The sequence below is a fragment of the Deinococcus detaillensis genome, from assembly GCF_007280555.1.
GTDB lineage: Bacteria > Deinococcota > Deinococci > Deinococcales > Deinococcaceae > Deinococcus > Deinococcus detaillensis.
In genome coordinates this window covers 1-22,697 of sequence record NZ_VKDB01000011.1, presented here as the reverse complement: position 1 = coordinate 22,697, position 22,697 = coordinate 1, and the positions used below count along the sequence as shown (strand labels likewise).

The window sequence follows — 22,697 nt, the reverse complement described above, 5'->3', positions numbered from 1 at the left end:
GCACTCTGGAGTTCGCTTCTCTCAGCGCCCCATTCGCCTCCGGACGCCGCTGATCAGTCCTCTGGCCTGCCCGACATTGAGCGCCGCCGCGAGGCCCAAGTAGCTCGCCAGCCCCAAACCGCCCGCCAGCGCCAGCACGAAGATGCTCAGCAGCAATTGATGGGGGCCGGGGTTGGGCAGCGGCAGCGAGACCAACTTGGCCACGATGCCCGCGATGACCGATAACCCCACCACGCGGGCCAAGTAAAAGGCCAAGTTCGGCACTGAGAATCCGAGCTGGCGTCCGTAGAGGTAAATCAGTGAGAAGCACACCACCACACCCGAAATCGTCGTGGAAATCCCGAAGCCGATCAGGCCGAGGCGCGGCACCACCACATTGTAGAGCAGCACTTCCAATAAAAAGCCCACCGCACTGACCACCACCGCCTCGCGGGTGCGCTGCCGGGCGTAAAAGGTTCGCAGCAAGACGGTATTGATCGCCCACGGCACCAACGCTATTGCCCAGCCGGTCAGAATCAGCGTGCCGGAGGTGAAGCGGTCGAGCGGCATGTTGCCGCGCAAATCGAAAATGCCGATGGCGTAGCCTGAGAGCGCCACCAGCAGGGCGCTGGCTGGAGCCGCCAGAAAGGTGACGGTTTTGAGGGTGCTGTACGTCAGCTCCTTGAAGCTCGGCCAATCGTTGTCGGCGGCCAGTTGCGAGAATCTCGGAAACAGCGCCAGCGCCGGACTCACCACGAACAGCCCGTTGACCATCGTGAACAAAGTTTCGGCATTGCTGTAGGCAAAGGCGGTGCCCGACGGAAAAAAGGCGGCGTTGGTCAGCAGACGCTGCACATAGATATTGAGAATCTGCCGTGCGCCCGTCGTCAGGGTAAACGGGGCCATCTGCACCAGCACCCGCCCCAGCGCCGGGTGGGTCATCAGCTGCGGAGTGGGCAGCAGGCCGTACTTGCCCAGTGCCGGAAGCTGCACCAGCAGTTGCGCCAGCCCGCCGAGCAGCCAACTCAGCGCCAGCCAGGTCGCCGAGTGCGGAAATAGCACTGTAGCCACCAGCAAAATGACGATAGAGACGGCGTTGAAGGCAATTGGTGCAAAACTCGATTCGCGAAAATGCTCGTCGGCGTTGAGCAGGCCCATGGCAATCGATGCCAGGCTGATTAGCGTAAGGAACGGCATCACCAGGCGGGTCATATAAATAGCCAAGCCGGTGTCGATATTGGCGTTTTTGGCCACCAAAAGGTCAACGATCCACGGCGCGGCCAAGATGCCCAACACCATCAAGATCAAGTTGATGCCGATCAGTGCGCCGGAAAAAGTGCGGGCGAGTTGGGATTTCTCATCACTGCCGAGCGACTTGTAGACGGGAATAAACGAGTTGACCAGTGCGCCCTCGGCCAGCAGTTCGCGGAACAGGTTGGGCACCCGCGAGGCGATGGTAAAAGCGTCGAGCAGTTCGTTGCCAAAGCCGTTGATGAGCTGCTGGCGCACCACCCCGGATAAGCGCGAACCCAGCGTGCCCGCCATCACAATGAGCGTGTTGCGGGCTGCCGAGCGGGGAACCGGGGCAGGCGGTAAGGTCGCTTCGGAAGCGGGCGTTTCAGCGGTTTCGGGAGCGCTCATCGGCGCGAACTGACCGGGGGGAAAGGAAAACGAAGCATCGGCCCTACTGTAGCGCCGCTTCCTGCCAAAACGATGAAGAGCGCTGACTGCGCCCTCCGTTTCGGCGTGTCCCCTTGAAGGCGTCCTGAGCGCGTGCTACACTTCGCCTCGCTCACGTGCTCGGCGTGAGTGCCGAGCGTGTGGAGAGGTGCCAGAGCGGTTGAATGGGTCAGTCTCGAAAACTGAAGTACGGGCAACTGTACCGTGGGTTCAAATCCCACCCTCTCCGCCACCGCTAAGAACCAAAAAGTATTCGCTCCAATATCAGAAGAGCCGCACCTCCTCAAGAGAGTGCGGCTTTTTTTGGATGGATTGTAGATTTACTTTTCGGCTGGAAGAAGTCTAGGAAACGGAATCATACCTCCGGCCTACAGCAGAGCTGATGTGCTTTTCTGCAAGGTCAATTTTATATACCCAGAGGCAATCTGTAGGCTAAAGGTCAGATAAGGAAATTCTGGCAGGCTTTTTGGATACTGAGCGCTGAGCTGACGAAAGTTAGTGTCTCGAACAGATTTTCGAGACGCTGCACATTCTAAATCTTAGCCGAAAAAGTGTAACCTCCACCCCTTTGGCGAATTTTCGTCTTCTTGTTTCTGACCACCGGTCATCGTTTTCAGTGGGTGCTCAGTTGTCTATCCCCCCTAGCCCCCCCTGCACACAACTGCTTGAAAACGTGCATTTGCATGGGGCTTGTAAGACAAACTGAGGAGAATACAGAGCAGAGAGGTTGACTCATCCATGACTTTAACCGTAGACACTACGTTGCCAAATACCCTCAGAGAACTGCTGCGAAGCCACGCTCCCGACTGCACCTTGCTGGCCAGCTTGGGCAGCCAGACCCTGCTGATGAGCGCCGATACGTCGCCGCTGCTGGTGCGCGACCTCACGCCGCCCGACGAGTGGTTTGACAGCGGCGAGTTAACCTGGCTCACCCGTGACGGCGCACTGCTGGGCCTGATGTGGTCGCAGCAGGCGGTGCCGGAAAGCACCGTGCAGCTGCTGACCATGCTGCTTTCGGCTGCCCGCAGCGACAGCAGCCAGCGCGAGGCCAACGTGCTGATTACCCAGTTGCCCGAAGGCGCGGCTTGGCTCAGCGGCGATTTGGTGTTTCAGCAAGTCAGCCGCAGATTCTTGGAGCTTCATCATCTCAGCGCCGCGCAGGTGCTCGGCCAGAGTTTTGACGCGGTTTTTCCGGCACGCAGCCACACATCGCTGCTGCTGCGGCAAGTGGCGGCGGGGCGGGCGGCTTATCAGGAGCGCGAGTGGCTGCCCGGCTCGCCTGGCGGGCGCGGCTTTTGGCTGCGCTCACAGATGCGGCCTTATTACGGCGGCGCGGCGGCGGGCGTGCTGTGGACGATGTACGACATCACGCAGGAGATCGCGCTCTCGGCACGGATCAATGCGCTGCTGTTGGGTGCCCGGTTGCCCACCGCTGTACTGAGCAGCAGCGGCGAAGTGCTGGAGCGCAGTGAGTCGCTACGCCGCAGCTTGCCGGGTACGGCTGACCCGCAAAACGCCTTGCTGTGGCAATGGCCGATTTGGCATGACCCCGCAGAAGTCGAGCGCCAGCTCACCGAAGCGCTCACCGAAGCGCTCTCGCAGCCTCAGCAGCGCTTTGAGTGCACCTTGCAAGTTTTGGGCGGCGAGCGGGCCATCATTTCGCTGTACTGCGGCGATCAATTGGAAGACGCCCTCGGCAATGACGACGCGCCGCCCGAAGACGCCGCCACGCCTGAGCCTCTGTTCACGGAAGGTGAAGCGCTGGTGGTGGCCGAGTTTCATTTTCACGAACGCCAAGAAATGGACAGCGCCCAGCACCGCCTGCTCAGCGGCGTGATCGCCCATAGCCCGCAGGCCACCTTGCTGCTCGGCGCGGCGGACGACAGCGGTGAGCGCCCGGTCTGGCTGGCCAGCGAAGCCGCCGCCACCTTGCTGGGCGTCGAGCGCAGCGCCCTAAGTGTGCCGGGCGGCGTGCCGCTGGGCCGGCTCCTCAAAGCGCTCAATGTGCAGCTCTCGCGCCCCGATCTCACGCCGCTTTCGACAGTCACGCTGACCACCCAGGCCAGCCTAGACGGCGGAGTTCTTTCGGCAGTGCTGACCCGCTCGGACGGCCTGCGCCGCTCGCTGCAAATCACCGGCGCACGGCTGAGTACGGGCGAAGGTGCGCCGCAACGCAACGAGCCGCTGGCGCTGTATTTGCACGACGTCACCACCCTCAAAAACCTCGAAGACCGCCTCAAGCACGACGCGGCCCACGATCCGCTCACCGGCCTGCCCAACTGGCCGGGCCTGCGGGCCAAACTCGTCCAGCAAGCCCACAAACAGCTTTGCGTCCTCAGCCTCAGCGTGGACGACTTCGGGGTGTTGCAGTCGGCTTTGGGGCGCTCAGCGGGCGATCACTTGCTGATTCAGGTCGCCGCGAGGCTGCACCACTGGCGCAAAGACGCTCAAGTGGCCCGCTTGGAAGGCGAACACTTCGCGCTGGTGCTGCCGGAAATAGAAAGCGCTTCGGCCCTAGTGCTGGCCGACGAAGTGCAGCACCTCCTGACCATGCCGCTGAGGGTCGGCGGGCGCGAGATGCGCATCAGCGCCAGCGTGGGCGTGGCCTGCGGCGCGGACACCGCCGAACAACTCCTCGAACATGCCCGCACCGCGCTGCTCTCGGCCAGGCGCACGGGCCGCGCCGGGCGGCAGTCCTACCGGCCCGAGATGATGAGCGCCGAAGCGGGCCTGCTCGAACTCGAACACGACCTGCGCGGCGCACTGCCCTCACAGATGACCCTCTTGTTTCAGCCGGTCATCAATTTGCACGGCGGCAGGGTGCAGGGCGCGGAGGTGTTGCTGCGCTGGAAGCACCCCACACGCGGCCTGCTCTCGCCCGCTCAGTTTTTGCCGCTGGCCTCACGCACCGGGATGTTGCCCGCCCTGGGGCGCTGGGTGGTGGCCGAGGTCAGCGCCCAGCGGCAGCGCTGGCAAGGCCCGCACCCCAAACTCCGCCTTGCCATCAACTTCAGCGCCGCCGAGCTGCTCGACGAAGACGTGCTGAGCGAGTTCGGGCAACAGGTGCGCGAAGTCGGCGGCTTAGACCTCGAACTCAGCGCCAGCAGCCTGATTCAACCGGACTCCGCCTCGGCGCTGCACAGCAAAGCCGCCGCCCACACCAGCGCGGCCCTCGCCGAGCTACGCCAGCACGGAGCGCACATCTGGGTCGACGATTTCGGTGACGGCGCGTCGAGCCTGACTGCCCTGGAGCGCTTTCCGCTCAGCGGCGTCAAGCTACACCCCTCGTTCGTGGCCAATTTGCTCAGCGGCCCACGCCACCTGGCTCTCTTGGAAGGCACGGTGGACTTGGCCCGCAAACTGAGCTTGGAAGTCATCGCGGTGGGTGTGGAAACGCAGGCCCAAGCCAAGATTCTGGAAAAAGCTGGTTGCCACGCTGCTCAAGGCTTTTTCTACTCGCCGCCGATGGCGCTGGCTGAATTCGAGCGCTGGCTGGCAACGCAGGTGCTGGACTGAGGAAGGTTTGCTCCATGTGGCCCGTGTGAAAGCGTGGGCCAACTTTTTTGGTCGCTGGATACCTCAGCAGGCCATTCGGCGGATGCGGCGGGGCCGAGCGGGAGCGATAGTAAGGGCATGATCTGGAACTGAATTTGGCGGGCACACGGAGCTGCTCGGAAAAAAAACAAACCGCACGCCTCTTGCCCCACAAGCCCTTCTTACGATTGACTTCGCTCCCCTGCGCTAACCTACAGGCACGTTTTCAGTTCGCGCTTTTGCCTTTATTCAGGCGGGCGCTTTCCATTCCTGCTCACCCCACAAGGAAGTGAATCAACATAGAGAAAGTCCACGGTAATCTATCCGGCCTCAAAACCGGCCAGCAAAAGAGCCTCAGCAACTTGTACCGCCGCCGCCTCGCGCCCGGCAGCGTCACCAGCCCGGAGCTGGCCCGCAACCTCAGCGAACTCTCGCAGGAAATCCGGCGTGAGATCAGCGTGCTGATTGACCGGCGCGGACGGGTCATCAGCGTGTCGGTGGCCGATGCCAAGGCTGCCGAGCTGCCGCCGCTGCGCAAAGGCGAAACCCGCTTGTCGGGCTTTCATTTGCTGCACACCCACCCCAAAGGCGGCGGCCTGAGCAAAGGCGACCTCTCGGCGCTGTTTCTGAGCCGCCTCGACGCGGTGGCGGCCATTGAGGTGCGTCCAGACGGCCTGCCCGGCAACGTGCATCTGGCCCACCTGACCCCACCCGGCACGGTGGGTGAGGAAGAAGACTGGCGCGTGTATCCGCCGGCCAGCCCCGCCGAGATGGAGAATTTCGACCTCGCGGCGCAGGTCAGCGCCCTCGAAGAAGAAATTGCCCGCTCCCAGCGCACCCGCGAAGCCAAAAAAGGCCGCGAACGGGCCATCTTGGTGCAAATCGATCAGGGCGAAGTGGACGCCGAGGAGCGCCTCGCCGAGCTTGGCGAGCTCGCCCGCACCGCCGGGGCCGAGGTGGTCTACCGCGAACTGATTTTCAGACGGCACCTCAAGCCCGGCACGCTGATCGGCGCGGGCAAGCTGGAAGAATTGACCAGCAAGGCTTACCACGAGGACGCCGAACTGCTGATCTTCGGCCAGGAACTCGGCGCGGCGCAGGCCCGTGAAATCGAGGAAGCCACTGGCCTCAAAGTGCTCGACCGCACCCAACTGATCCTCGATATTTTTGCGCTGCACGCGCAGGGCGTGGAGTCGCGCCTGCAAGTCGAACTGGCCCAACTGCGCTACATGAAGCCGCGTCTGTTGGGCGCGGGCACCCGGCTCTCGCGCATCGGGGCCTCGGGCGGCTCGGCAGCGGGCGGAGCCATCGGCACACGCGGCCCCGGCGAAACCAAGCTGGAGCTTGACCGCCGCCGGATCAACGACCGGCTGTCGTTCCTGGAAAACCAGCTCAAGGAAGTCGCGGTTCGGCGCGAAGAACGCCGCAAGCAGCGTGGCCGCAACGACGTGCCAGTCATCAGCATCGTCGGCTACACCAACGCGGGCAAGTCCACTTTGCTCAACGCCTTTACCCACGCCGCCGAGGAGCCGCGCAAGGTGCTGGCCGAGAACAAACTGTTTGCCACGCTGCGCCCCACCAGCCGTCAGGGCTTTCTGGAAGGCGTCGGGCCGGTGGTCTTTACAGACACGGTGGGCTTTATCCGTGATCTGCCCACCGATTTGACCCGCGCCTTCCGGGCTACCTTGGAAGAAATCGGCGATGCAGACATCTTGCTGCATGTGGTGGACGCTGCCGCGCCGGGAGCCGAGGCCCGCCACGCCGCCGTCACGCGCATTTTGCAAGACTTGGAGATCGGCGACCTGCCGACGGTGGTGGCCCTCAACAAAGCCGATCAGGCCGACGCCGAGACGCTGGAACACGAGCGGGCCAGACTCGGCGGCGTGCCGATCAGCGCCCACAGCGGTCAGGGTTTGGGGCAACTCAAAAACGTGCTGTCTCAAACGCTGGAAGACTTGCAAGTGCGCCGCGAAGACGCCGAAGAAGCCGCCCGCCTGGAGCGCGAGAACGTGAAGGCCGCGCTCAGCCGTCCTTCACCCAATATCCCCTGGGTCAGTACAGACTGAAGCACATATGCTTGATAACATCTTCAATTCTGTAAAACGCGGAGCCGAAAAGGTGCAGCGGCGGGGCGAAGAAGTGGCCCAGAGCGCCAAGCTGCGCGTAGAAATCTACCAGCTTGCCCGCGAACTCGACGGCCTGTATGCCCGTTTGGGCCGCGCTTACCATGCCGACGCCGATCAGGGCGTGCTGGATGAGCTGAGGGGCGATGTGGAGCGGCTCAACGAAGAAATCGCCAGCCGCGAGCAACTCATCCTCGAACTCGGTGAAGCGGAAGAGGAACAAACCCACAGCGAGGCGGTTCAGGCGGCGGCGGCCCGCACCCGCACGGCCGAGGTGCTGGAGATCGTCTCCGCCAATCCGGTGTTCCTCACGAAGACTGCGGCCAGTGACGGCTCGGAACCCAACCTCGGCGACTTGCCCGACTTGGGCCAGAGCGCGGCTCATCCGGTGCCGCCTTCAGACGCGCCGCGCCCCAGCCCGCAGCCGTCTGCGCCAGTTCAGCCCGCCGCCAGCGGCAACGCCCCGCAGTTCGTGGAGCGTTCAGCCACCCCGTCCGTCACCGCGCCTTCCACTGCCGCCTCGCGGATTTGGCGGGCCAAGGAGGAAGCCAGAATGAACGACGACCAACAGCCCACTGCACCGGTGAAACCGGACGGCCCAGACGGTGAAGCCGTGATGACCGATTTGGGCAAAGAACTGCCGGACCGCAAGGACTACAGCGGCGTCGGTGACGAAGCCGAACGCGACAAGATGCGCCGCCACCCGATTACCTTGACCGAAGGCGAACGGGCCGAGCGCAACCCTGACCCATTAGATAAGTAACTTTCAGTTTTCTACGACCAGAGCGGCGCACCAAAATTTAAGGTGCGCCGCTTCGTTTTGCCGCTTCAACTTGAGCGCGGCCACCACGCCGCTCCCAATTGCCCGGCTTCCCTTTCGGCTTGCGCTTCGGACACAAGGTCCAGTGCCAGCAGCGCCCAGATTCGGGCCGGACTGCGCGGCGTGGAGCGCTCCAAGGCTTTGTGGGCGGTGCGCTCGGCTTTGGCCGTGCTGCCAGAACCGCCCACCAACCGCTGAGCGTAGGCCAGCACCGCCAGCAAGTGCGCGTCGGCAGCACCGCCCACCAGTTCCGCCACTTTCAGCCCCTCGGCCAGTGTTCTGAGGGCGGCGTAAGGCTGGGCCAGTTGCAATTCGCCCAGCAAGGTCACGGCGGCCACCAGCGCGGAAGCGTCTCCCTCGGAGCGGGCCTGCTGACGGGCTTGCTCGGCCCAACTCAGCTCTGTTTGACCGTCGAGCGCGTGGGCGCGGGCCAGCAGCACGGCGCGGCGGGCGGTGGGCGGCAGCGGGGCGATCAGTTCTAAAGCCTGCGCGGTTTGGCCGAGCCGCAGCGCTGCTGCCGCTGCCAGTTGCCGCTCACCGGCCATCAAGGCCCAGCGCAGCGCCGCGTCCGGCACGCCCGCACGCAGGGCCAGCGCTGCCGCCTGAGCATGCTGCCCCTGCGCCGGAACCGCCGTTTGCAGTTCACGGAGTTGCTGCGCGTCTGACCAGTGCCCGAAGTCGGCTAAGTTCACGCGCCGCAGTGTAACGCTTCCAGCACTGGTCTTAAGCAGATCTGACTTTGCCGTGTCAAGCTAAACCATGACCGACTTCCCCGACGCCGCCCGCTTTGCCGTTTATCTGGTGCCGCCCGCCAGCAGCCCGTTTTATCAACTCGGCAGCCAGCTTCTGGGCTACGATGTCCGCGCCCAGCAGGTGCTGCCGCTGCCCGAGTTTCTGCGCCCCGAATGGCAAGAGAGCGCCGCGCCCTACGGCTTTCACCTGACGGTGGTGGAAGGCTTTTACACCGATCCCGACAGACTGAGCGCCATTGAGCAAGAGGCCAGGTTGTGTTTGGGCTGCTCCTCGCCGGGCGCGGACTTGACGCTTGGAGGCGGCCACCTCGCAGTCTGGGAAGACGGGCGCGTTTGGGTGCAGCGCTTTGAAGCGTCCCCCGCTTTTCTGATGCTGCACACCCTGCTTTCCGCACGGCTCGCGCCCTTCGTGACCGCCTCACCGTTTGACGCGGAAGTGGCGGCGGGCAAATGGCAGCGGCCCTTCGAGGTTGCCAGAATGCAGCTTCTCCGCACACCGAGGGGCTTAGACACCTACCAGCCGCACTTCACTTTGGTTCAGCCTTACGGCGGCCACGACCCAGACGGCTTACGGGAGCGGCTCGAAGCGCTCACGCGGCCTTTTGAACGCCTTGAAGTCGCCAGCTTGGCGCTGTGTGTCAAACCCGCTGAGGACACCCACTGGCACATTCAAGCGGAATGGCCGCTGCCCCTGACTTGAAGCCCGCCTCCGAAGCTGATTGAGAGCGTCATGCTGTCTAGATGAGCAGCAGTTCATCATCAGAAAGAGCCGCATCAGCAGCGAACGCTTAACTGCGCTTATGCTTTCTCGTCAATTGATCGTTTGGCAAGGCTCGCGGGCGCTGGCGCGGCGTGAAGCCAGTTTTGTCCGCGCCGGACATCCTGAGCGGGTGCGGGACTTGGCGCTGAACTTGGGCAAGATACTTGACCTGAGCGGCCCAGAGCTGGAAGCGCTGAGCAGAGCCGCACTGCTGCACGACATCGGGCGCTCGCTGATCCCGCCGGGCGGTGACGCCAGAGCGCATCCAAGGGTGGGCGCTGATCTGCTGATCGGCCAAGACCTGCCCAGCGGCACTTTAGACGCCGTTCGCCAGCACCACGAGCGCTGGGACGGACGCGGCTTTCCGTGCGGGCTGCGCGGCCCGGCCATTTCACGCCTCGCCCGCGTGCTGGCGGTGGCCAATGCCCTAGACCACTGGGGCCACCTGCCGCCGGACGTGCGGGCGCAGCGTTTGGTATGGGAGCGCGGACTGGCCTTTGATCCCGAAGTGGTGAACGCTTATTTGCAGCTGGGCGCTCATGACGGGACGGAGTGAGAACGGCGCACCACTGAGTCTTTCTCACCCTCGACGCCGCACTGAGTTTGACTTTCGGGTGACGTTTCCCCGACCGCACCTCTCTACACTGAGGCTATGAAGCGCTCCTCCTTCTCGCTGCTGACCCCATTGTTGACCTTGCCACTCCTGACACTGCCGCTGCTGCTCACCGCTTGCGTGCCCGCCCCGCTGCAAACCCGCTTCGGCTCCGATCTCGCCTTGTCGGCGCGTTTAATAGACAACGGCTCCAAAGTTTCAGACGGACATTACCGCCGCCCCGGGCCGGTGCAGCTCAGTGTGCAAGTGGCGGGCACGCAAGCTCCGACTTATCTTTACGCGCTGCTGCTCCCCAAGCAAGCCGCCGCGCAGCTGCTGACGCCCAGTGTCCAGCCGGCTCAGCAAACGGCGCTCTTCAACTTGCCGCCCGTGACCGGCTACACCCAGGTCTTCGTGGTGGGCAGCCCACGCCCGCTGACCTTCCCAGTCCTCGGCAGCAGCGTGAACAAGCTGGCCGAGACGGTCAAATTGGCGGCGGCGGAGTTGCCCAGCAACAGTTGGAATGTGGTGACGCAAGTCTACCGGGTCGGCGATTACGGCAGCCTCAAGGTGCTGACCGATCCTTCCGAAGTGAGCGTTTATCTTGACGGCACTTACCGGGGCACCACCCCACTGACTTTGAGCGACGTACCAGCAGGCAGCGCGACTTTGCGGCTGGAGCGCACCAACTTTGAATCGCTGACCAAAACGGTGCAGGTGCCCGCCGACCAGACGCTGCAAGTCAAGGCAGCGCTGCGCTACAGCCCGCCGAAAGGCCGCCTGAGCGTCAGCAGCAGCATGGCGGCGCGGGTGCAGGTGTTGGGTAAGAACGGCGAACTGCGCGGCGCGACACCGCTGAGCGCCGACCTCCCCGCCGGAGACTACGATCTGACCATCACGCCGCTGAGTGCGGGACTCAAAGCCGCCTGGCTAGGCGTCACGCTGAGCGGCAAGCAAACCCTGAACGTCTCATGTCAGCCGGAGGGTGAGCAACTGAGTTGCCAGAGCCAGTGATGGACAAACCCGTCAAGTCTGAGCAATTGCGGCTGGCCACCCGAAACCAACTGCGCGGCGCGGGCGGCGTTACGGCGGCACTGATCGGCATCATTTGGCTACAAGAAATCGTGGATCAACTCATTTTCGGCGGCTCGCTGAACGCTTACGGCATCGAGCCACGTCATCTCAGCAGCCTGAGTCATATTTTCACCGCTCCGTTTTTGCATGGCGACTTTACCCACCTGATCAGCAACACGCTGCCGCTGGCGGTACTGGCCTTCCTGACGGCGCTGCGCGGAGTGGGCCGGTTTTTGCTGTCCACCCTGATCATTGTGGTGGTGGGCGGCCTGCTGGTGTGGCTGCTGGCACGCGGCGGCGACCATCTGGGGGCCAGCGAACTGGTGTTCGGTTACTTTGGGCTGCTGCTGGCCAGCGCTTGGCACGACCGCCGCCCCGTTTCCATTCTCACGGCGGCGCTGGCTCTGCTGCTCTACGGCGGAGCGCTGTGGGGCGTGCTGCCGCGTGACCCGCACATTTCCTGGGAAAGCCATTTGTTCGGCTTTTTGGCGGGCGTGCTGGCCTCAAGGTGGCTGACGCCGCGCCGCACCGGGCAGACGGGACGCTCAGCCGCACGGTTTTAGGGCGGGAAGTTTAGTTGAACTTCAACGACAGCACCAGCTGATCTAAGCGCCGCACCTCGGGCGCAGTACCGCTCTCGCTCAGAATTTGGGCCGTCTGCTGAAAGTAAGCTTTCACCGCACGCTCGTAGCGGGCTTGGTCGGCGGCGGTGCCGTTGGGTTGCGGGGCCACGTCATAGCCTTGCGCTTCCAATGCGCTACGGCTGGGCAGCTTGTTGCCAGCGAACGAAGCGTTGAGCGTAATTAGGTACTGACCGTCGCGGCTGAGGCCCTGAAACAAGTAGCGCACGTCAGTATTGGCAAAGCGGCTCACGTCCTGCGAAAAGGTACCGAGATAGCGCACTCCGCTGAGGCTGGCCGTGCTGAGGCTCTTGCGTGCGCTCGCCACCGTCAGCGAACTGTTGACGACTTCCACCGCCGGTAAATGAAAGACGTCAGCCGTGTTGAGCGTGGCAGGCTTAGCGATCAGCGAGCGCAGCTTTTGGATTTGCTGCCGCACGCTGCCGTCCGTTGTTTCAGGGTACTGATGCAGCAGATCCGCGAGCGGATAAATGTTGAGTTCAGTCTCTATGCCGTAGGCCGAGGGCGCGGCTTGCAGCAGCAGACGAAAATGTGTCGGCGCAAAAAAGCTGGGTTCTTCGCGGCGGGCCTCACCTGCGACGAGCTTGAGAGATCCGGCCTGCGGAAAGAGCTGGGTGTTCCACGTCACCAAGATACGAGTATATGAGAGCAACGGGGAACCGCCACCCGCTAAACTGCTGGAAGCCAGTGCCGCCAAGCCGAGCGCCGTAAAGAGCCGTGTGCGGTTCAAGTTGGAAGTCATGAAACCAGTATGAAAGGAAGCGGCCCACCAACACAACTGGGGGCCGCCTTCAGTGTTCAAACATCGGCTTTCAGTTAATAAACAGCGGCAAATCGTCGTCTGGGTGGCCCACCACCGGCAAGCCCAAATGCTGATAGGCGTGCGCGGTGGCGACCCGTCCCCTCGGCGTGCGCTTGATGAACCCGAGCTGAATGAGGTACGGCTCGTAGACGTCTTCGAGCGTCAGGCCGTCCTCGCTGATGGCGGTGGCGAGCGTATCGACGCCCACCGGCCCGCCCGCAAAGCGGTGAATCAGGGTTTCGAGGTATTTCTTATCGCGGTCATCCAGCCCCGCCGTGTCTAAGCCCAGCTTTTCAAGGGCGCTGTAGGTGCGCTCCATGCCGATGACACTTTCGCCCGCCACTTCGGCGTAGTCGCGCACCCGCCGCAGCAGCCGCTTGGCGATCCGCATGGTACCGCGTGAACGTGCGCCGATTTCTAAGGCCGCCTCGTCCGCTAAACCGAACCCCATCAAGCGGGCGTCTCTCAGCAAGTTGAGGGCGATTTCTTGGGGGGTGTAGTACTCCAAATGCTCGATGATGCCAAAGCGTGAGCGCATCGGGGCGCTGATCAAGCCGGGGCGGGTGGTCGCGCCGACCAAAGTAAAGCGCGGCAGCGGCAGCTCGATGGTGCGGGCGGCGGGGCCTTGTCCCAGCACGATGTCGAGTTTGTAATCTTCCATCGCCGGATACAGGTGCTCTTCGGCAATGCGGCCCAGCCGGTGAATTTCGTCAATGAACAACACGTCGCCTTCTTCGAGGCTGTTGGTGAGGATGGCCGCGAGGTCGCCGGGCTTTTCGATGGCCGGGCCAGAGGTCACGCGGATATTGACGCCGAGCTCGTGGGCGATGATGTGCGCCAGCGTGGTCTTGCCGAGTCCAGGCGGCCCGAACAGCAGCGTATGATCCAGCGCTTCGCGGCGGTTACGGGCGGCCTGCAAATACACGCTGAGCTTGTCTTTGAGTTTGACTTGGCCGACATATTCGCTGAGGGTCTTGGGCCGCAGGGCGGCGTCGTTGTTGCCTTCGGGCTGGGACATGCCCTCAGTGTAACGCAATTCTGCTCTTTACGAAATAGCCTAGAGGTATTGCGGCTGGACAAGAAGCCAGAGCAACACGGTTCGGCGGCGCTAAGCTGAGGCCCATGCCGCGTCAACCTCCAGCCTTCATTTCGTCCGGTGGCCCCCTCGTGGTGGCGGGCGGCCTCAACACCGACATTCTCAGCCGCTCACACGCGCCGCTGCGCCTCGGCACCAGCAATCCGGCCCACACGACGTTTTCGGCGGGCGGGGTAGGCCGCAACTTGGCGCAGAATCTGGCGCAACTCGGTGTGCCGACCAAGCTCCTAGGCGTGGTGGGCGACGATCTGTTCGGCACTGGCCTGCTCAGCCTCACCGAGCAAAGCGGTGTAGACGTCTCAGGTGTGCTGCGGCGCAGCGGCCCCACCGGAAGTTATACGGCGGTGCTGGAAGAAAGCGGCGAGTTGCACGCGGGCCTGAGCAGCATGGCCCTGACCGCTCAGCTCAGCGCCGCCGATGTCAGCGGGTGGGCCGAGCCGCTGACGGGAGCCAGCGCCCTGATCGTGGACGCCAATTTGCCGCCGGACGTGGTGGCCTTTTTGCTGGACGAAGCTGCCCTGCGCGGCCTGCCGGTAGCGCTCGAGCCGGTCAGCGCTCCCAAAGCGGAGCGGCTGCGCCCGCTCCTCTCCCCCGCCCGCCCCGTCTGGCTGCTGAGCCCTGATCGGGCCGAGCTGGCGGCGCTGAGTGGAATGGACTTGGCCGAACTCGAAGGTGACAGCGCCTTGATTGACGCCGCTCAGCAGCTCCGGCAACGGGGAGCCGAGTGGGTGCTGCTGACGCTGGGCAAACGCGGCAGCTTGTTGGTGGGCGGCGAACTGCTGTGTACACCCGCCCGCCAGGCTGAGGTGCTGGACGTGACTGGAGCGGGTGACGCTCTGCTCTCAGGACTGCTGGCGGGTTTGTGGCATGGCCTGACCTGGCCCGCCGCGCTGGCTCAGGCTCACCTGTGCGCCGCGCTGACCATCGAAGCGCCCGGCGCAGTTCGGGCTGGTCTGTCACCCGCTCTGTTAGAAGCCCATCTTGAGCGGCCCACGCTTGACGCCGCTTCAAACACGTTACCTTAAAGGTATGTCTCACCCTCTCCTCGATTTCACGCCGGAAGTGGCTCAGGCCATTTATGATGGTCGCCCACTGGTGGCCTTGGAAAGCACCATCATCAGCCACGGCATGCCCTACCCACAGAATGTAGAAACCGCCCGCGAGGTCGAGAGCCTGATTCGCCTCGCTGGAGCCGTGCCGGCCACCATCGCCGTCATCGGCGGGCGACTCAAAGCGGGCCTCAACGATGAAGAATTGGAGATTTTAGGCACAGACAAAACCGTGCAGAAGATCAGCGTGCGCGATCTGCCGTTCACGGTGGCCTCGGGCGGGCACGGAGCCACGACGGTGGCCACCACCATGCGGATCGCCGCGCTGGCTGGCATCCGGGTGTTTGCCACTGGCGGTACCGGCGGCGTTCACCGGGGAGCCGAGCAGAGCTACGACATCAGCGCCGACCTGACCGAACTCTCCCGCACGCCCGTCGCGGTGGTGAGTGCCGGAGTCAAGAGCATTCTGGACATCGGCCTGACGCTGGAATACCTGGAGACGCAGGGTGTGCCGGTGATCAGCTACGGTGTGCCGGCCTTTCCAGCTTTTTACAGTCGTGAATCGGGCTACGCCGCGCCGCTGATGGCCAAGGACGCCGCAGAAGTGGCCCGCGCCCTGCATGCCCAGTGGTCGCTGGCTCTGCCGGGCCAGTCCGCAGGCGGCGCACTGATCGCCAACCCGATTCCACTCGAAGCCGAAATCCCTCACGCCGAAATTGCCCCCGTCATTGAGCAAGCGCTCTCGGACATGGCGGCGCAGGGCATCAAAGGCAAAGACACCACGCCTTATTTGCTGGGCAGAATCGTGGAGATCACCGGTGGGCGCAGCTTAACGGCCAATATCGCCCTCGTCAAAAACAACGCGGTGGTGGCCGCCCAGATCGCCTGCGAACTCCAAGACTTGGGGTAATCCTCTAAACTGCCCCATGTCTCCTTCACATTCTTTGCTGCTCGCCACATCCAGTTTGACGGCAGCTCTTTTGACCACCGGCCTCGCCGCCGAAGTGCGGGTGCCGGACAGCAAAGTGTCGTATGAGGTTTCTCAAGACGCCAAGAAACAAAACAACAGCGTCATTTATCTGGACGAGCGGTACACCGACACCAGCAAGAGCTATTTGAGTTTGCGCTGCATCGGTGGCGGCTATTTGGCCAGCCTCAGCAGCAAATATGCCTTGTTTGACAAGGGTCAGCGCAACGACTTGGACAAGCTGTACCGAGTGATGTATCAAGTCGGCAGCGCTGGGCCGCTGGCAGTCAAAACGCTGCGCTCGTATGAAGTGGCGGGCAAACTGGATCTGTCGGCGTTCACGTTCCTCGATCCAGCGGCCAACGCGGCCATCGCCGCCGGATTGACGGCAGGCAAAACGCTGCGTCTTCAGCTCAAACCACTCAAAACCGGCGTGCTGACTGAACCGCTGAACTACACCTTTGAAGCGCAGGGCTTTGGCGCGGCAGCTACAGCCGTCAACCAGTGCCACTAGAAAAGGAAACGGGCCGTAAAAGGTGGTTAGCGAGAAAAGCGCATAAACAAAGCGCCCCCACCGCCGTTAAGGGGTGGAGGACGCATTTGAGGAGAATTTACTTGAGGCTGGTCAGGCGCAGGCGGGTGTATTTGCCGTCCTGAATAAATCCGGCCAGCACGTCGGCGTCCATGTGGCCCTGGGGCGTGACACTCTTGAGGCTGTAGACGGTTTTGTTGCGCGGCAGCGAGGTGGCGGCCTGCCCTAGCTTGGCACGGATCGCCATTGGATCTTCGGTGGTTCCGGCCAGTTCCATCGCTTTGGCGATCACGTTCATGCCCATGTAGTTGAGGGCCGCCTCGCTGGTGGGGATTTTTTTGTAGAGGCGCTGATACTGAGCGCTGAACACCTGAGTGCCGGGGAACTCGGCCACCGGCAGCACGCCCACCGCGCCGTTGAGGTAACTCTGCGGCACGATTTGGCTCATCTGCTCGAACTTGGCCTGATCCATGACGATGAATCCGCCTTTAAAGCCTTGCTCACGGGCCGCTTTGACCACCAAGGCGGTGGGCTGCGACGGCCCGCCGATAAACAGCACGTCGGGTTTCTCGGAAAGCGCTTTGGTCACGGCGCTGGAATAGTCCACGGTGGTGCCGTAGTCCACGCCGTTGTTGGTGCCGATGGTGCCGCCCTGCTTTTTCCACTCTGCCGACACCACATCGCCCCAAGCCTTGCCGTAAGCCGAGGTGGTACCGACCATGCCCAACTTCTTGCCGAAGGTGGTGATTTCCTTTTGCACGAACGGCGCGACGTACACGTCGTAGCGCGGCGGCAACATGAAGGTCAGTGGGTTGTTGGCTTCCAAAATCTTGGGTTCAGAAGAGTAGGCCGCCAACAAAAACTGCGGATCACGGGTGTTGAAGGCCTGCACCGTCAAAATGCCGCCAGCGTGCGGCACAAAGATGACATCGATGCCCTGTGAGGTCAGTCGCTTGACGTTGGTGGCGGTTTCGTTGGGCAGGTACTTGTCGTCGAGGGCCACCAACTTGAAGGTGACTTTCTCGCCTTTAACGGTCACGCCGCCCGATTTGTTGAGTTCGTCAATGGCCATATCGAGGCCCGACTGCACGTCTTTGCCGTAAAACGCCGCGCCGCCGGAAAGCGGGCCGCTGTAGCCGATGCTGACCACTTTGTCGGCGGCCGCCATACCGAGCAGCGAAATACCGAGAAGAGCGATACCAAAAGAGCGTAATTGCTTCATAATGAACCTCCGATTCAAAAAGTCGCCGCGTCCCAGAAAGTGCCAAAACAATGGTGGGACAAGCTGTGCCTGAAAAACGGCGACGTTAAACGATGTGGGTCAGCTATGGTGGCACGCCGCCGAGGGCGCTGTCAAATGCCTGGGTTACGCTGCTGGATACTGTGCTGGACAAGAATTTTTTCTTGCACAATAACGGGCGAGGCCAGCTTTGACTTCAGCCTAACCAACCCTCCTTCCCTGTTGATTATTTCATCTGAGCGTTATCTTTATGAAACCGGGGCATAATACCTTCATGCTCAGCGTGCGGCTGTTCGGCTCACCCCATTTCGCTTACGGCGGTGAAGTGCTGCGGGTGCGCGGCAAAACGCGCTTGCTGTTGGCGTATTTGGCTCACCTTGGGCGGGAGACGGCCAGGAGCGAGTTGATGCGGCTGTTCTGGCCCAGTGGACGCCCTCATAATCTGCGCCAAGCCCTGGGCAGCCTGCGGCGATTGCCAGGTGCTGGCGAGTGGCTCTGGGATCAGGGCAGCGGCGTCCATGTCAAGGCCAAGATCGATACCGCCGAGTTTGAGGGCTTGGTGAACACGCTGAGCAAGCAACCCCTAGGGAGCGCCGATCACAGCGCAGCCCTGGCGCTGGCTACCGCTCCCTTTTTGCCGCTGGACGCCACCGAATTACCCGACCTGGAAGCGTGGCAGCAAGACGAACGCCGCCGATTGTCAGAACTGCTGCAACGCGCTCGGCGTGCCCAGGCCGCTTACTGTGCCCAAGCAGGCAAAGTGGAGGACGCGGAGCTTTACCTTAAGGCCCTCCTCAACGATGATCCCTCAGACGAAGACGCTGCCCAACGCCTGATGAGTTTGTATGTGCAAAGTGGGCGGCGTGATCAGGCCAGCGCCGTGTACAACGCGCTCAAACGTGAACTGAAATCATTGGGCAGCGAGCTGCACCCACGCACTACCGCGCTGCTGGGAACCGAGCAGGACTACGCTGAGTTGCTGGCCCAAGCCCGCCGCTTGCTGCCTCCCGAACTTTCTCCGGGCAGCGCCGCGCTGTGGAGCAAAGTGGTGGGCCTGCCCGAACTCGAAGTGGCGCAGTGGCTGTCTGGAGCAGAACACAACTCAACGGAACTTGAGGCTGTACCTCCTCTCTCACCGCCGCTGGCAACCCTTTGGCAGGGCCGTCTGGCCCACTGGCTCAGCGAATTGAATGAACGCCCAGTGGGAACGCCTCTTCACACCTTTTGGGCGCTGATCGCTCAGCACTGGCAAGCAGCGGGCCGCTGCGATCAAGCCGCTCAGAGCCTCACCCGCGCAGCACAACAAGCCCAGCGCATCGGTGCTTATGCGGCGGCGCGGCAGCACTACACGCAGGCGCTGAGCTTGCTCGACGACGAAGCCCGCTTGCCACTGCTGAGTGAGCTGGCCGGACTTCAAGAACTGCTCGCCGACGCGCCGGGCTTAGAACAAAACGCACAGGCCCTCCATGCGTATGCCCAGCGGTGGCAAAGCGACGCGGCGCTGCTGACCGCTCACCTGAGTACCGCCACCGCCAAGCTGCTGCGCGGTGAACTCAGCCAAGCCGACCTCTCCATCAACGCGGCGCTCGGCGTCGTGGAGCGCTTAGAGCGAGCCAACATCACGGTGGATCTCAATTTACGCTGCCGCCTGCATCTGCTCCGTGGCAACTTACGCTTAAGAGCAGGGCGCTACGCTGAGGCCCGCGCCGCTTATCAAGCGGGCTTGGCATGTCAACCGCCGCCCGAACTGAAGGTCCGCTTTCTGGGCAATCTGGGTGCAGTCTACGGTCAAGAAGAACGTCTGGTCGAAGCCCGCCACACCCTGGAAGACGCCCTGAGTCTGGCCCGCTCGCTGGGCCAATTGCCGAGCGCCCTCGGCATCGTGCTGAACCTCGCCGTGACCGCTGAAAAGTTGGGTGATACCACAGCCGCCATCAGCGGCAACCAAGAAACGCTCAGCTTGGCGCGGGAACTGAACCACATTCCCAGCCTCCACATGGCTTACCGCAATCTCGCCACCTTGCACCTACGGCGCGGCGCACTGGGCTTGGCGTGGAACACCGCCCAAGATTTGCAAGACCTGCCCATTCCCGACGCTGCCCACGCGGCCCTGCCCGATCTGGTGTTGGCAGAAGTTGAGTGGCACTGCGGCGCTCTCGGCGCGGCCCGGCAGCGCTTAGAAGCGCGGCTGGCGACTGTTCCCGCCGGACAGCTTGACCGCATCGGGCAACAGGTGGCACTCCATTTGGGGATTTTGAGCATTCTGCAATATCAAGATCAACAGCCACTTTTGGCGCTCCTGGCACAAGCTGAAGCGGCCAGCTATCAGGAACTGCTGGTGGAAGGCCGCTTAGACGCGGCGCTCTTTCTCACTGCTCCTGAGCAGATCCGCCGCCACCTGGAGGCACTCAGCCAATTCAACACTTCTGGACAACTGGCCCGCACTCCCAACCGCTTGGCCCGCCTGGAACTGATTCGCTGCCAGCTGGCTTGGCGCGAACAGCGGCCCGTGAAGCGCTCAGTGCTGCGCCGCCTCGCCCGCGAACCGTTTTTGTATGCGCTGCACGCCGCACGTCTCCTGAACCGCTTGGAGGGCAGCACCCAGACGTGGCAGCTGTACCTGAAGGCGGCGGCGCGGGCCGGTCAAGGGTTGCCGCCCACACTGCGCCGCGCTTTAGTTAAGCAGCTCTCCCCTGAGAAATGAGGTTTGGGTTGGCCGTTCATCGGTCTGGCCTGCGCCCCGTGACAAGGAGGTAACGAATATCGGTCGTGGCCTCAAATCCTGAATCGCGGTACATCGCCACCGTGACGGCCATAAAGTTGCCCTGCACCCTCACTTCCGCCAGATCGTAATGAAAGGCGCAGCGGCGGCTGGTGGGCACACGCGCGTCTTCTTGCAGCGTAGTGGTGACTTCGGTATTGGGCTTGGATCTAGACGTGACCGTGAGTTTCAGTCCACGTGAGAAGCCTGAAACTTCGCCAGCAGGCGGACAAGCTTGACTCGGGCCAAAAGGAAGTTGCCAGAGATGAAACAGCCACAGCGCTCCTCCCACCTCCACCGGATAGTTTTGAGGGGGCGGCATATTTGGCCTGCCCGGCATTTCGGCGGGAAAGACATCGGGGCCGCTTGGCTGCGGACGCAAGTTGGGCGGCGTGCGCTTCCAAATCACACTACCGCGCCGCAAATCGCTGATGCCGAGGCGGTTGAGGATCGGCGCAGCTTGAGCATAGACCTGCTGCATATTCAGTAACCCGGCCCGCCCTACACCGTCGTCCTGTTCAGTTTGCTTATAAAAGCGCTCCAGCAAGGTATTCTTGGCACTGTCCACCACCCAGAGTTCGGTGTAAGCAAAGCCGCTGCCCTCCTGAATGCCGTGCTGAGCAAGAGCTGCGTAGCGTCCATCCGGCGAAAAGCCGTAAAACTCTGGCGCGGCGCGGTCAGCGGCGGCCTGACCCAGCAGTGCGCAGAGGAGCAGCGTCAGAAGGCGTTTCATCATTTCACCTCAATGACGACGCTGAACAACGTGGGATTGGGAATAGTGTTGAAATTGGAATAACGGAGTTCGTATGTTCCCGGCTGATCGGGCAATTTGAGCTTGAGAGGATTGCCATCTCTGGTCAATGCGGATTTGCCGCTGTACTGACCTTCTCTCTCGCCCTTTTTGACCACGGTGACATAGTCTCTGGGATTGTTCGGCCCCGTCCACTTCACTTCGATGGTGCTGCCCGCCTTGGCACTGCTGGGGGCCGATAATCCATACGTCGCTGGTTTGAGTGTAATGGGCGAGCTGGCAAGGGTAGGATTGGGGAGAGCGTTGAAATTGGAGTAACGAAGTTCATACTCACCCGCTTGTGGTGGCAGCAGCAGTTTGGCCGGATTGCCGTCTTTGGTCAGTACAGATTTGCCACTGGGTTTGCCTTCTGCCTCGCCCTTTTTGACCACGGTGATGTAATCTCTAGGATTATTCGGCCCCGTCCATTTCACTTCAATGGTGTCACCTGCAGTGGCTGTTTTGGCCGCTGACACTCCATATCTTCCGGTTTGAGCGCTGGCCGTCGCCCGACTGAGCGCCGCGCCCAACTCCGCACCGCTGCGGGTATTTTCAAAAATTCCCACGCCTTCAAAACTCTTGCGGGCTTTTGCATTCAGATCTATGCCAATGATGCGGATATCTACTTCAATACCCAGTTTTTTGAAGAGGGCCACGGCATCATTGAGCTTGCCGCCGCAGGATTCTTCACCGTCTGTCACCAGCACAATGACTTTTTGGCTGTTGTCTTTTGGAAAATCGGCAGCCGCTTGCATCAGCGAATACACAATCGGAGTAGCACCTTTAGGTTTGGCGGCGCTCACCTGCACTTGCAGGGCCGTTTTGTCAAAGCCCTTCATTGGCGTCACGAGTACCGAGTCTTCGCACTGCTGGCCCGCTTTGAGGCCTGCGCCGTAAATCCGCATCCCGACATTCAAGCCGGAATCGGCGTTGAGGCCACTTAAAAACTGCGTGAGCGTGCTCTTGGCCGAGGCGATGCGGGTCTGACCGTCCGGCAATTTGCCGAGCATACTGCCCGAGGCGTCCAAGATCAGTTGGACATTCGTGACGCTCTGGGCGGCAGCTGCCGATGTCCCCAGAGCCAGCGTCAGAACAAGAATCTCCGGTCTGGACATGGTGTTCCTCCTGTCTTGGGCCGCTTACTTTGGATGTGGGGTGCTGACGCGTTCAGCGCACTTCGATGGGAATGGTGCTCAGCGTGGGATTGGGACTGGCCTTCTCGCTGGAATAGCGGATTTCGTAGCTGCCCGGCTGTGCAGGAATTTTGAGCGTGCCGGGATTGCCATTTCTGGTGTAGAAGTAATCCTTGTATTGTCCGACAGGCGTGCCTCTGGGCACCACCGTGACGTAATCGCCAGGATTATTCGGCCCCGTCCACTTGACCTGAATACTGCTGCCTGCTTTGGCGCTGGAAGGAGCCGAGAGCCCGTACTTCACGGCGGTCAGGGTAATAGGAACGCTGGTCAGGGTGGGGTTGGGATTGGCCTTTTCGCTGGAGTAGCGCA

The 22,697-nt window shown here is 62.2% G+C and carries 18 protein-coding genes, 1 tRNA gene and 1 pseudogene; 12 read left to right on the top strand and 8 right to left on the bottom strand.

The genetic code is table 11. The features are described 5' to 3' along the window. Positions 1–21: 21 nt before the first annotated feature. On the bottom strand, positions 22–1,620 hold the full coding sequence (murJ, locus tag FNU79_RS10855) for a murein biosynthesis integral membrane protein MurJ (RefSeq protein WP_143720873.1): 1,599 nt from the start codon (positions 1,618–1,620) through the stop codon (positions 22–24). A gap of 181 nt (positions 1,621–1,801) precedes the next feature. On the opposite strand from murJ, the gene FNU79_RS10850 reads away from it, so the two are divergent. From FNU79_RS10850 to FNU79_RS19125, 4 genes are all read left to right on the top strand, one after another. Then, positions 1,802–1,891, top strand: a tRNA-Ser gene (locus tag FNU79_RS10850). A gap of 506 nt (positions 1,892–2,397) precedes the next feature. Beyond that, a complete protein-coding gene (locus tag FNU79_RS10845) occupies positions 2,398–5,175 on the top strand; it encodes a sensor domain-containing protein (protein ID WP_143720872.1) in 2,778 nt (925 codons plus the stop codon). Positions 5,176–5,492: 317 nt separating this feature from the next. Next, positions 5,493–7,259 carry a GTPase HflX gene (hflX, locus tag FNU79_RS10840; RefSeq protein ID WP_185974686.1) on the top strand — a complete coding sequence of 589 codons (1,767 nt, stop codon included), beginning with the start codon at positions 5,493–5,495 and terminating at the stop codon, positions 7,257–7,259. 7 nt (positions 7,260–7,266) lie between these two features. Beyond that, positions 7,267–8,079: a flagellar biosynthesis protein FlhF gene (locus FNU79_RS19125; RefSeq protein ID WP_185974684.1), complete on the top strand. Its 813-nt coding sequence runs from the start codon at positions 7,267–7,269 to the stop codon at positions 8,077–8,079. A 65-nt stretch (positions 8,080–8,144) separates the two neighbouring features. Here FNU79_RS19125 and FNU79_RS10830 read toward each other — a convergent pair whose 3' ends face one another. Next, positions 8,145–8,828, bottom strand: a complete 684-nt coding sequence (locus tag FNU79_RS10830; protein ID WP_225430019.1) for a hypothetical protein — start codon at positions 8,826–8,828, stop codon at positions 8,145–8,147. 67 nt (positions 8,829–8,895) lie between these two features. On the opposite strand from FNU79_RS10830, the gene FNU79_RS10825 reads away from it, so the two are divergent. The 4 genes from FNU79_RS10825 (at position 8,896) to FNU79_RS10810 (ending at position 11,877) form a co-directional block, all read left to right on the top strand. Continuing rightward, complete coding sequence (locus FNU79_RS10825) at positions 8,896–9,588, top strand: hypothetical protein (protein ID WP_143720871.1); 693 nt, start codon at positions 8,896–8,898, stop codon at positions 9,586–9,588. Positions 9,589–9,688: 100 nt separating this feature from the next. Then, entirely contained in the window at positions 9,689–10,204 is a 516-nt protein-coding gene (locus FNU79_RS10820; protein ID WP_143720870.1) for an HD-GYP domain-containing protein, read from the top strand. Positions 10,205–10,300: 96 nt separating this feature from the next. Next, the gene (locus FNU79_RS10815) at positions 10,301–11,254 is read left to right on the top strand and encodes a PEGA domain-containing protein (protein WP_143720869.1); all 954 of its coding nucleotides are present in this window, start codon (positions 10,301–10,303) and stop codon (positions 11,252–11,254) included. After that, complete coding sequence (locus FNU79_RS10810) at positions 11,254–11,877, top strand: rhomboid family intramembrane serine protease (protein ID WP_143720868.1); 624 nt, start codon at positions 11,254–11,256, stop codon at positions 11,875–11,877. Before FNU79_RS10815 ends, FNU79_RS10810 begins: the two co-directional genes overlap by 1 nt. 10 nt (positions 11,878–11,887) lie before the next feature. Here the strand turns inward: FNU79_RS10810 and FNU79_RS10805 are convergent, their stop codons facing one another. Both FNU79_RS10805 and ruvB read right to left on the bottom strand, forming a co-directional pair. Next, on the bottom strand, positions 11,888–12,697 hold the full coding sequence (locus tag FNU79_RS10805) for a hypothetical protein (protein WP_143720867.1): 810 nt from the start codon (positions 12,695–12,697) through the stop codon (positions 11,888–11,890). Between the two features lie 70 nt (positions 12,698–12,767). After that, positions 12,768–13,775: a Holliday junction branch migration DNA helicase RuvB gene (gene ruvB / locus FNU79_RS10800; RefSeq protein ID WP_143720866.1), complete on the bottom strand. Its 1,008-nt coding sequence runs from the start codon at positions 13,773–13,775 to the stop codon at positions 12,768–12,770. A 104-nt stretch (positions 13,776–13,879) separates the two neighbouring features. On the opposite strand from ruvB, the gene FNU79_RS10795 reads away from it, so the two are divergent. From FNU79_RS10795 to FNU79_RS10785, 3 genes are read left to right on the top strand one after another with little or no spacing between them, the layout of a single operon-like run. Then, positions 13,880–14,878: a carbohydrate kinase family protein gene (locus tag FNU79_RS10795; RefSeq protein WP_143720865.1), complete on the top strand. Its 999-nt coding sequence runs from the start codon at positions 13,880–13,882 to the stop codon at positions 14,876–14,878. Between the two features lie 4 nt (positions 14,879–14,882). Next, complete coding sequence (locus FNU79_RS10790; protein ID WP_143720864.1) at positions 14,883–15,812, top strand: pseudouridine-5'-phosphate glycosidase; 930 nt, start codon at positions 14,883–14,885, stop codon at positions 15,810–15,812. Between the two features lie 16 nt (positions 15,813–15,828). Then, positions 15,829–16,383, top strand: coding sequence for a hypothetical protein (locus FNU79_RS10785; protein ID WP_143720863.1), 555 nt, complete (start codon positions 15,829–15,831; stop codon positions 16,381–16,383). 97 nt (positions 16,384–16,480) lie between these two features. Here FNU79_RS10785 and FNU79_RS10780 read toward each other — a convergent pair whose 3' ends face one another. Continuing rightward, positions 16,481–17,623, bottom strand: a complete 1,143-nt coding sequence (locus tag FNU79_RS10780; protein ID WP_143720862.1) for an ABC transporter substrate-binding protein — start codon at positions 17,621–17,623, stop codon at positions 16,481–16,483. 268 nt (positions 17,624–17,891) lie between these two features. Here FNU79_RS10780 and FNU79_RS10775 point away from each other — a divergent pair, with 268 nt between their 5' ends. Further along, on the top strand, positions 17,892–20,345 hold the full coding sequence (locus FNU79_RS10775) for a BTAD domain-containing putative transcriptional regulator (RefSeq protein ID WP_143720861.1): 2,454 nt from the start codon (positions 17,892–17,894) through the stop codon (positions 20,343–20,345). 16 nt (positions 20,346–20,361) lie between these two features. Here FNU79_RS10775 and FNU79_RS10770 read toward each other — a convergent pair whose 3' ends face one another. The 3 genes and pseudogenes from FNU79_RS10770 to FNU79_RS19120 all read right to left on the bottom strand — a co-directional run. Beyond that, positions 20,362–21,138 (bottom strand): DUF2259 domain-containing protein, encoded by a 777-nt coding sequence (locus FNU79_RS10770; RefSeq protein ID WP_143720860.1) that lies wholly within the window; start codon positions 21,136–21,138, stop codon positions 20,362–20,364. Then, positions 21,135–22,307 (bottom strand): vWA domain-containing protein, encoded by a 1,173-nt coding sequence (locus FNU79_RS10765; protein ID WP_143720859.1) that lies wholly within the window; start codon positions 22,305–22,307, stop codon positions 21,135–21,137. The genes FNU79_RS10770 and FNU79_RS10765 overlap by 4 nt, the downstream gene beginning before the upstream one ends. A 52-nt stretch (positions 22,308–22,359) precedes the next feature. Beyond that, positions 22,360–22,697, bottom strand: a pseudogene (locus FNU79_RS19120) (VWA domain-containing protein); the annotation flags it as partial.

Coding starts and splice junctions, on each gene's coding strand:
- FNU79_RS10810 (WP_143720868.1), top strand. CDS start 11,254: ATGGACAAACCCGTCAAGTCTGAGCAATTGCGGCTGGCCACCCGAAAC.
- FNU79_RS10790 (WP_143720864.1), top strand. CDS start 14,883: ATGTCTCACCCTCTCCTCGATTTCACGCCGGAAGTGGCTCAGGCCATT.
- FNU79_RS19125 (WP_185974684.1), top strand. CDS start 7,267: ATGCTTGATAACATCTTCAATTCTGTAAAACGCGGAGCCGAAAAGGTG.
- FNU79_RS10780 (WP_143720862.1), bottom strand. CDS start 17,623: ATGAAGCAATTACGCTCTTTTGGTATCGCTCTTCTCGGTATTTCGCTG.
- ruvB (WP_143720866.1), bottom strand. CDS start 13,775: ATGTCCCAGCCCGAAGGCAACAACGACGCCGCCCTGCGGCCCAAGACC.
- FNU79_RS10765 (WP_143720859.1), bottom strand. CDS start 22,307: ATGTCCAGACCGGAGATTCTTGTTCTGACGCTGGCTCTGGGGACATCG.
- FNU79_RS10815 (WP_143720869.1), top strand. CDS start 10,301: ATGAAGCGCTCCTCCTTCTCGCTGCTGACCCCATTGTTGACCTTGCCA.
- FNU79_RS10820 (WP_143720870.1), top strand. CDS start 9,689: ATGCTTTCTCGTCAATTGATCGTTTGGCAAGGCTCGCGGGCGCTGGCG.
- FNU79_RS10805 (WP_143720867.1), bottom strand. CDS start 12,697: ATGACTTCCAACTTGAACCGCACACGGCTCTTTACGGCGCTCGGCTTG.
- FNU79_RS10775 (WP_143720861.1), top strand. CDS start 17,892: ATGAAACCGGGGCATAATACCTTCATGCTCAGCGTGCGGCTGTTCGGC.
- murJ (WP_143720873.1), bottom strand. CDS start 1,620: ATGAGCGCTCCCGAAACCGCTGAAACGCCCGCTTCCGAAGCGACCTTA.
- FNU79_RS10845 (WP_143720872.1), top strand. CDS start 2,398: ATGACTTTAACCGTAGACACTACGTTGCCAAATACCCTCAGAGAACTG.
- FNU79_RS10795 (WP_143720865.1), top strand. CDS start 13,880: ATGCCGCGTCAACCTCCAGCCTTCATTTCGTCCGGTGGCCCCCTCGTG.
- FNU79_RS10785 (WP_143720863.1), top strand. CDS start 15,829: ATGTCTCCTTCACATTCTTTGCTGCTCGCCACATCCAGTTTGACGGCA.
- FNU79_RS10825 (WP_143720871.1), top strand. CDS start 8,896: ATGACCGACTTCCCCGACGCCGCCCGCTTTGCCGTTTATCTGGTGCCG.
- FNU79_RS10770 (WP_143720860.1), bottom strand. CDS start 21,138: ATGATGAAACGCCTTCTGACGCTGCTCCTCTGCGCACTGCTGGGTCAG.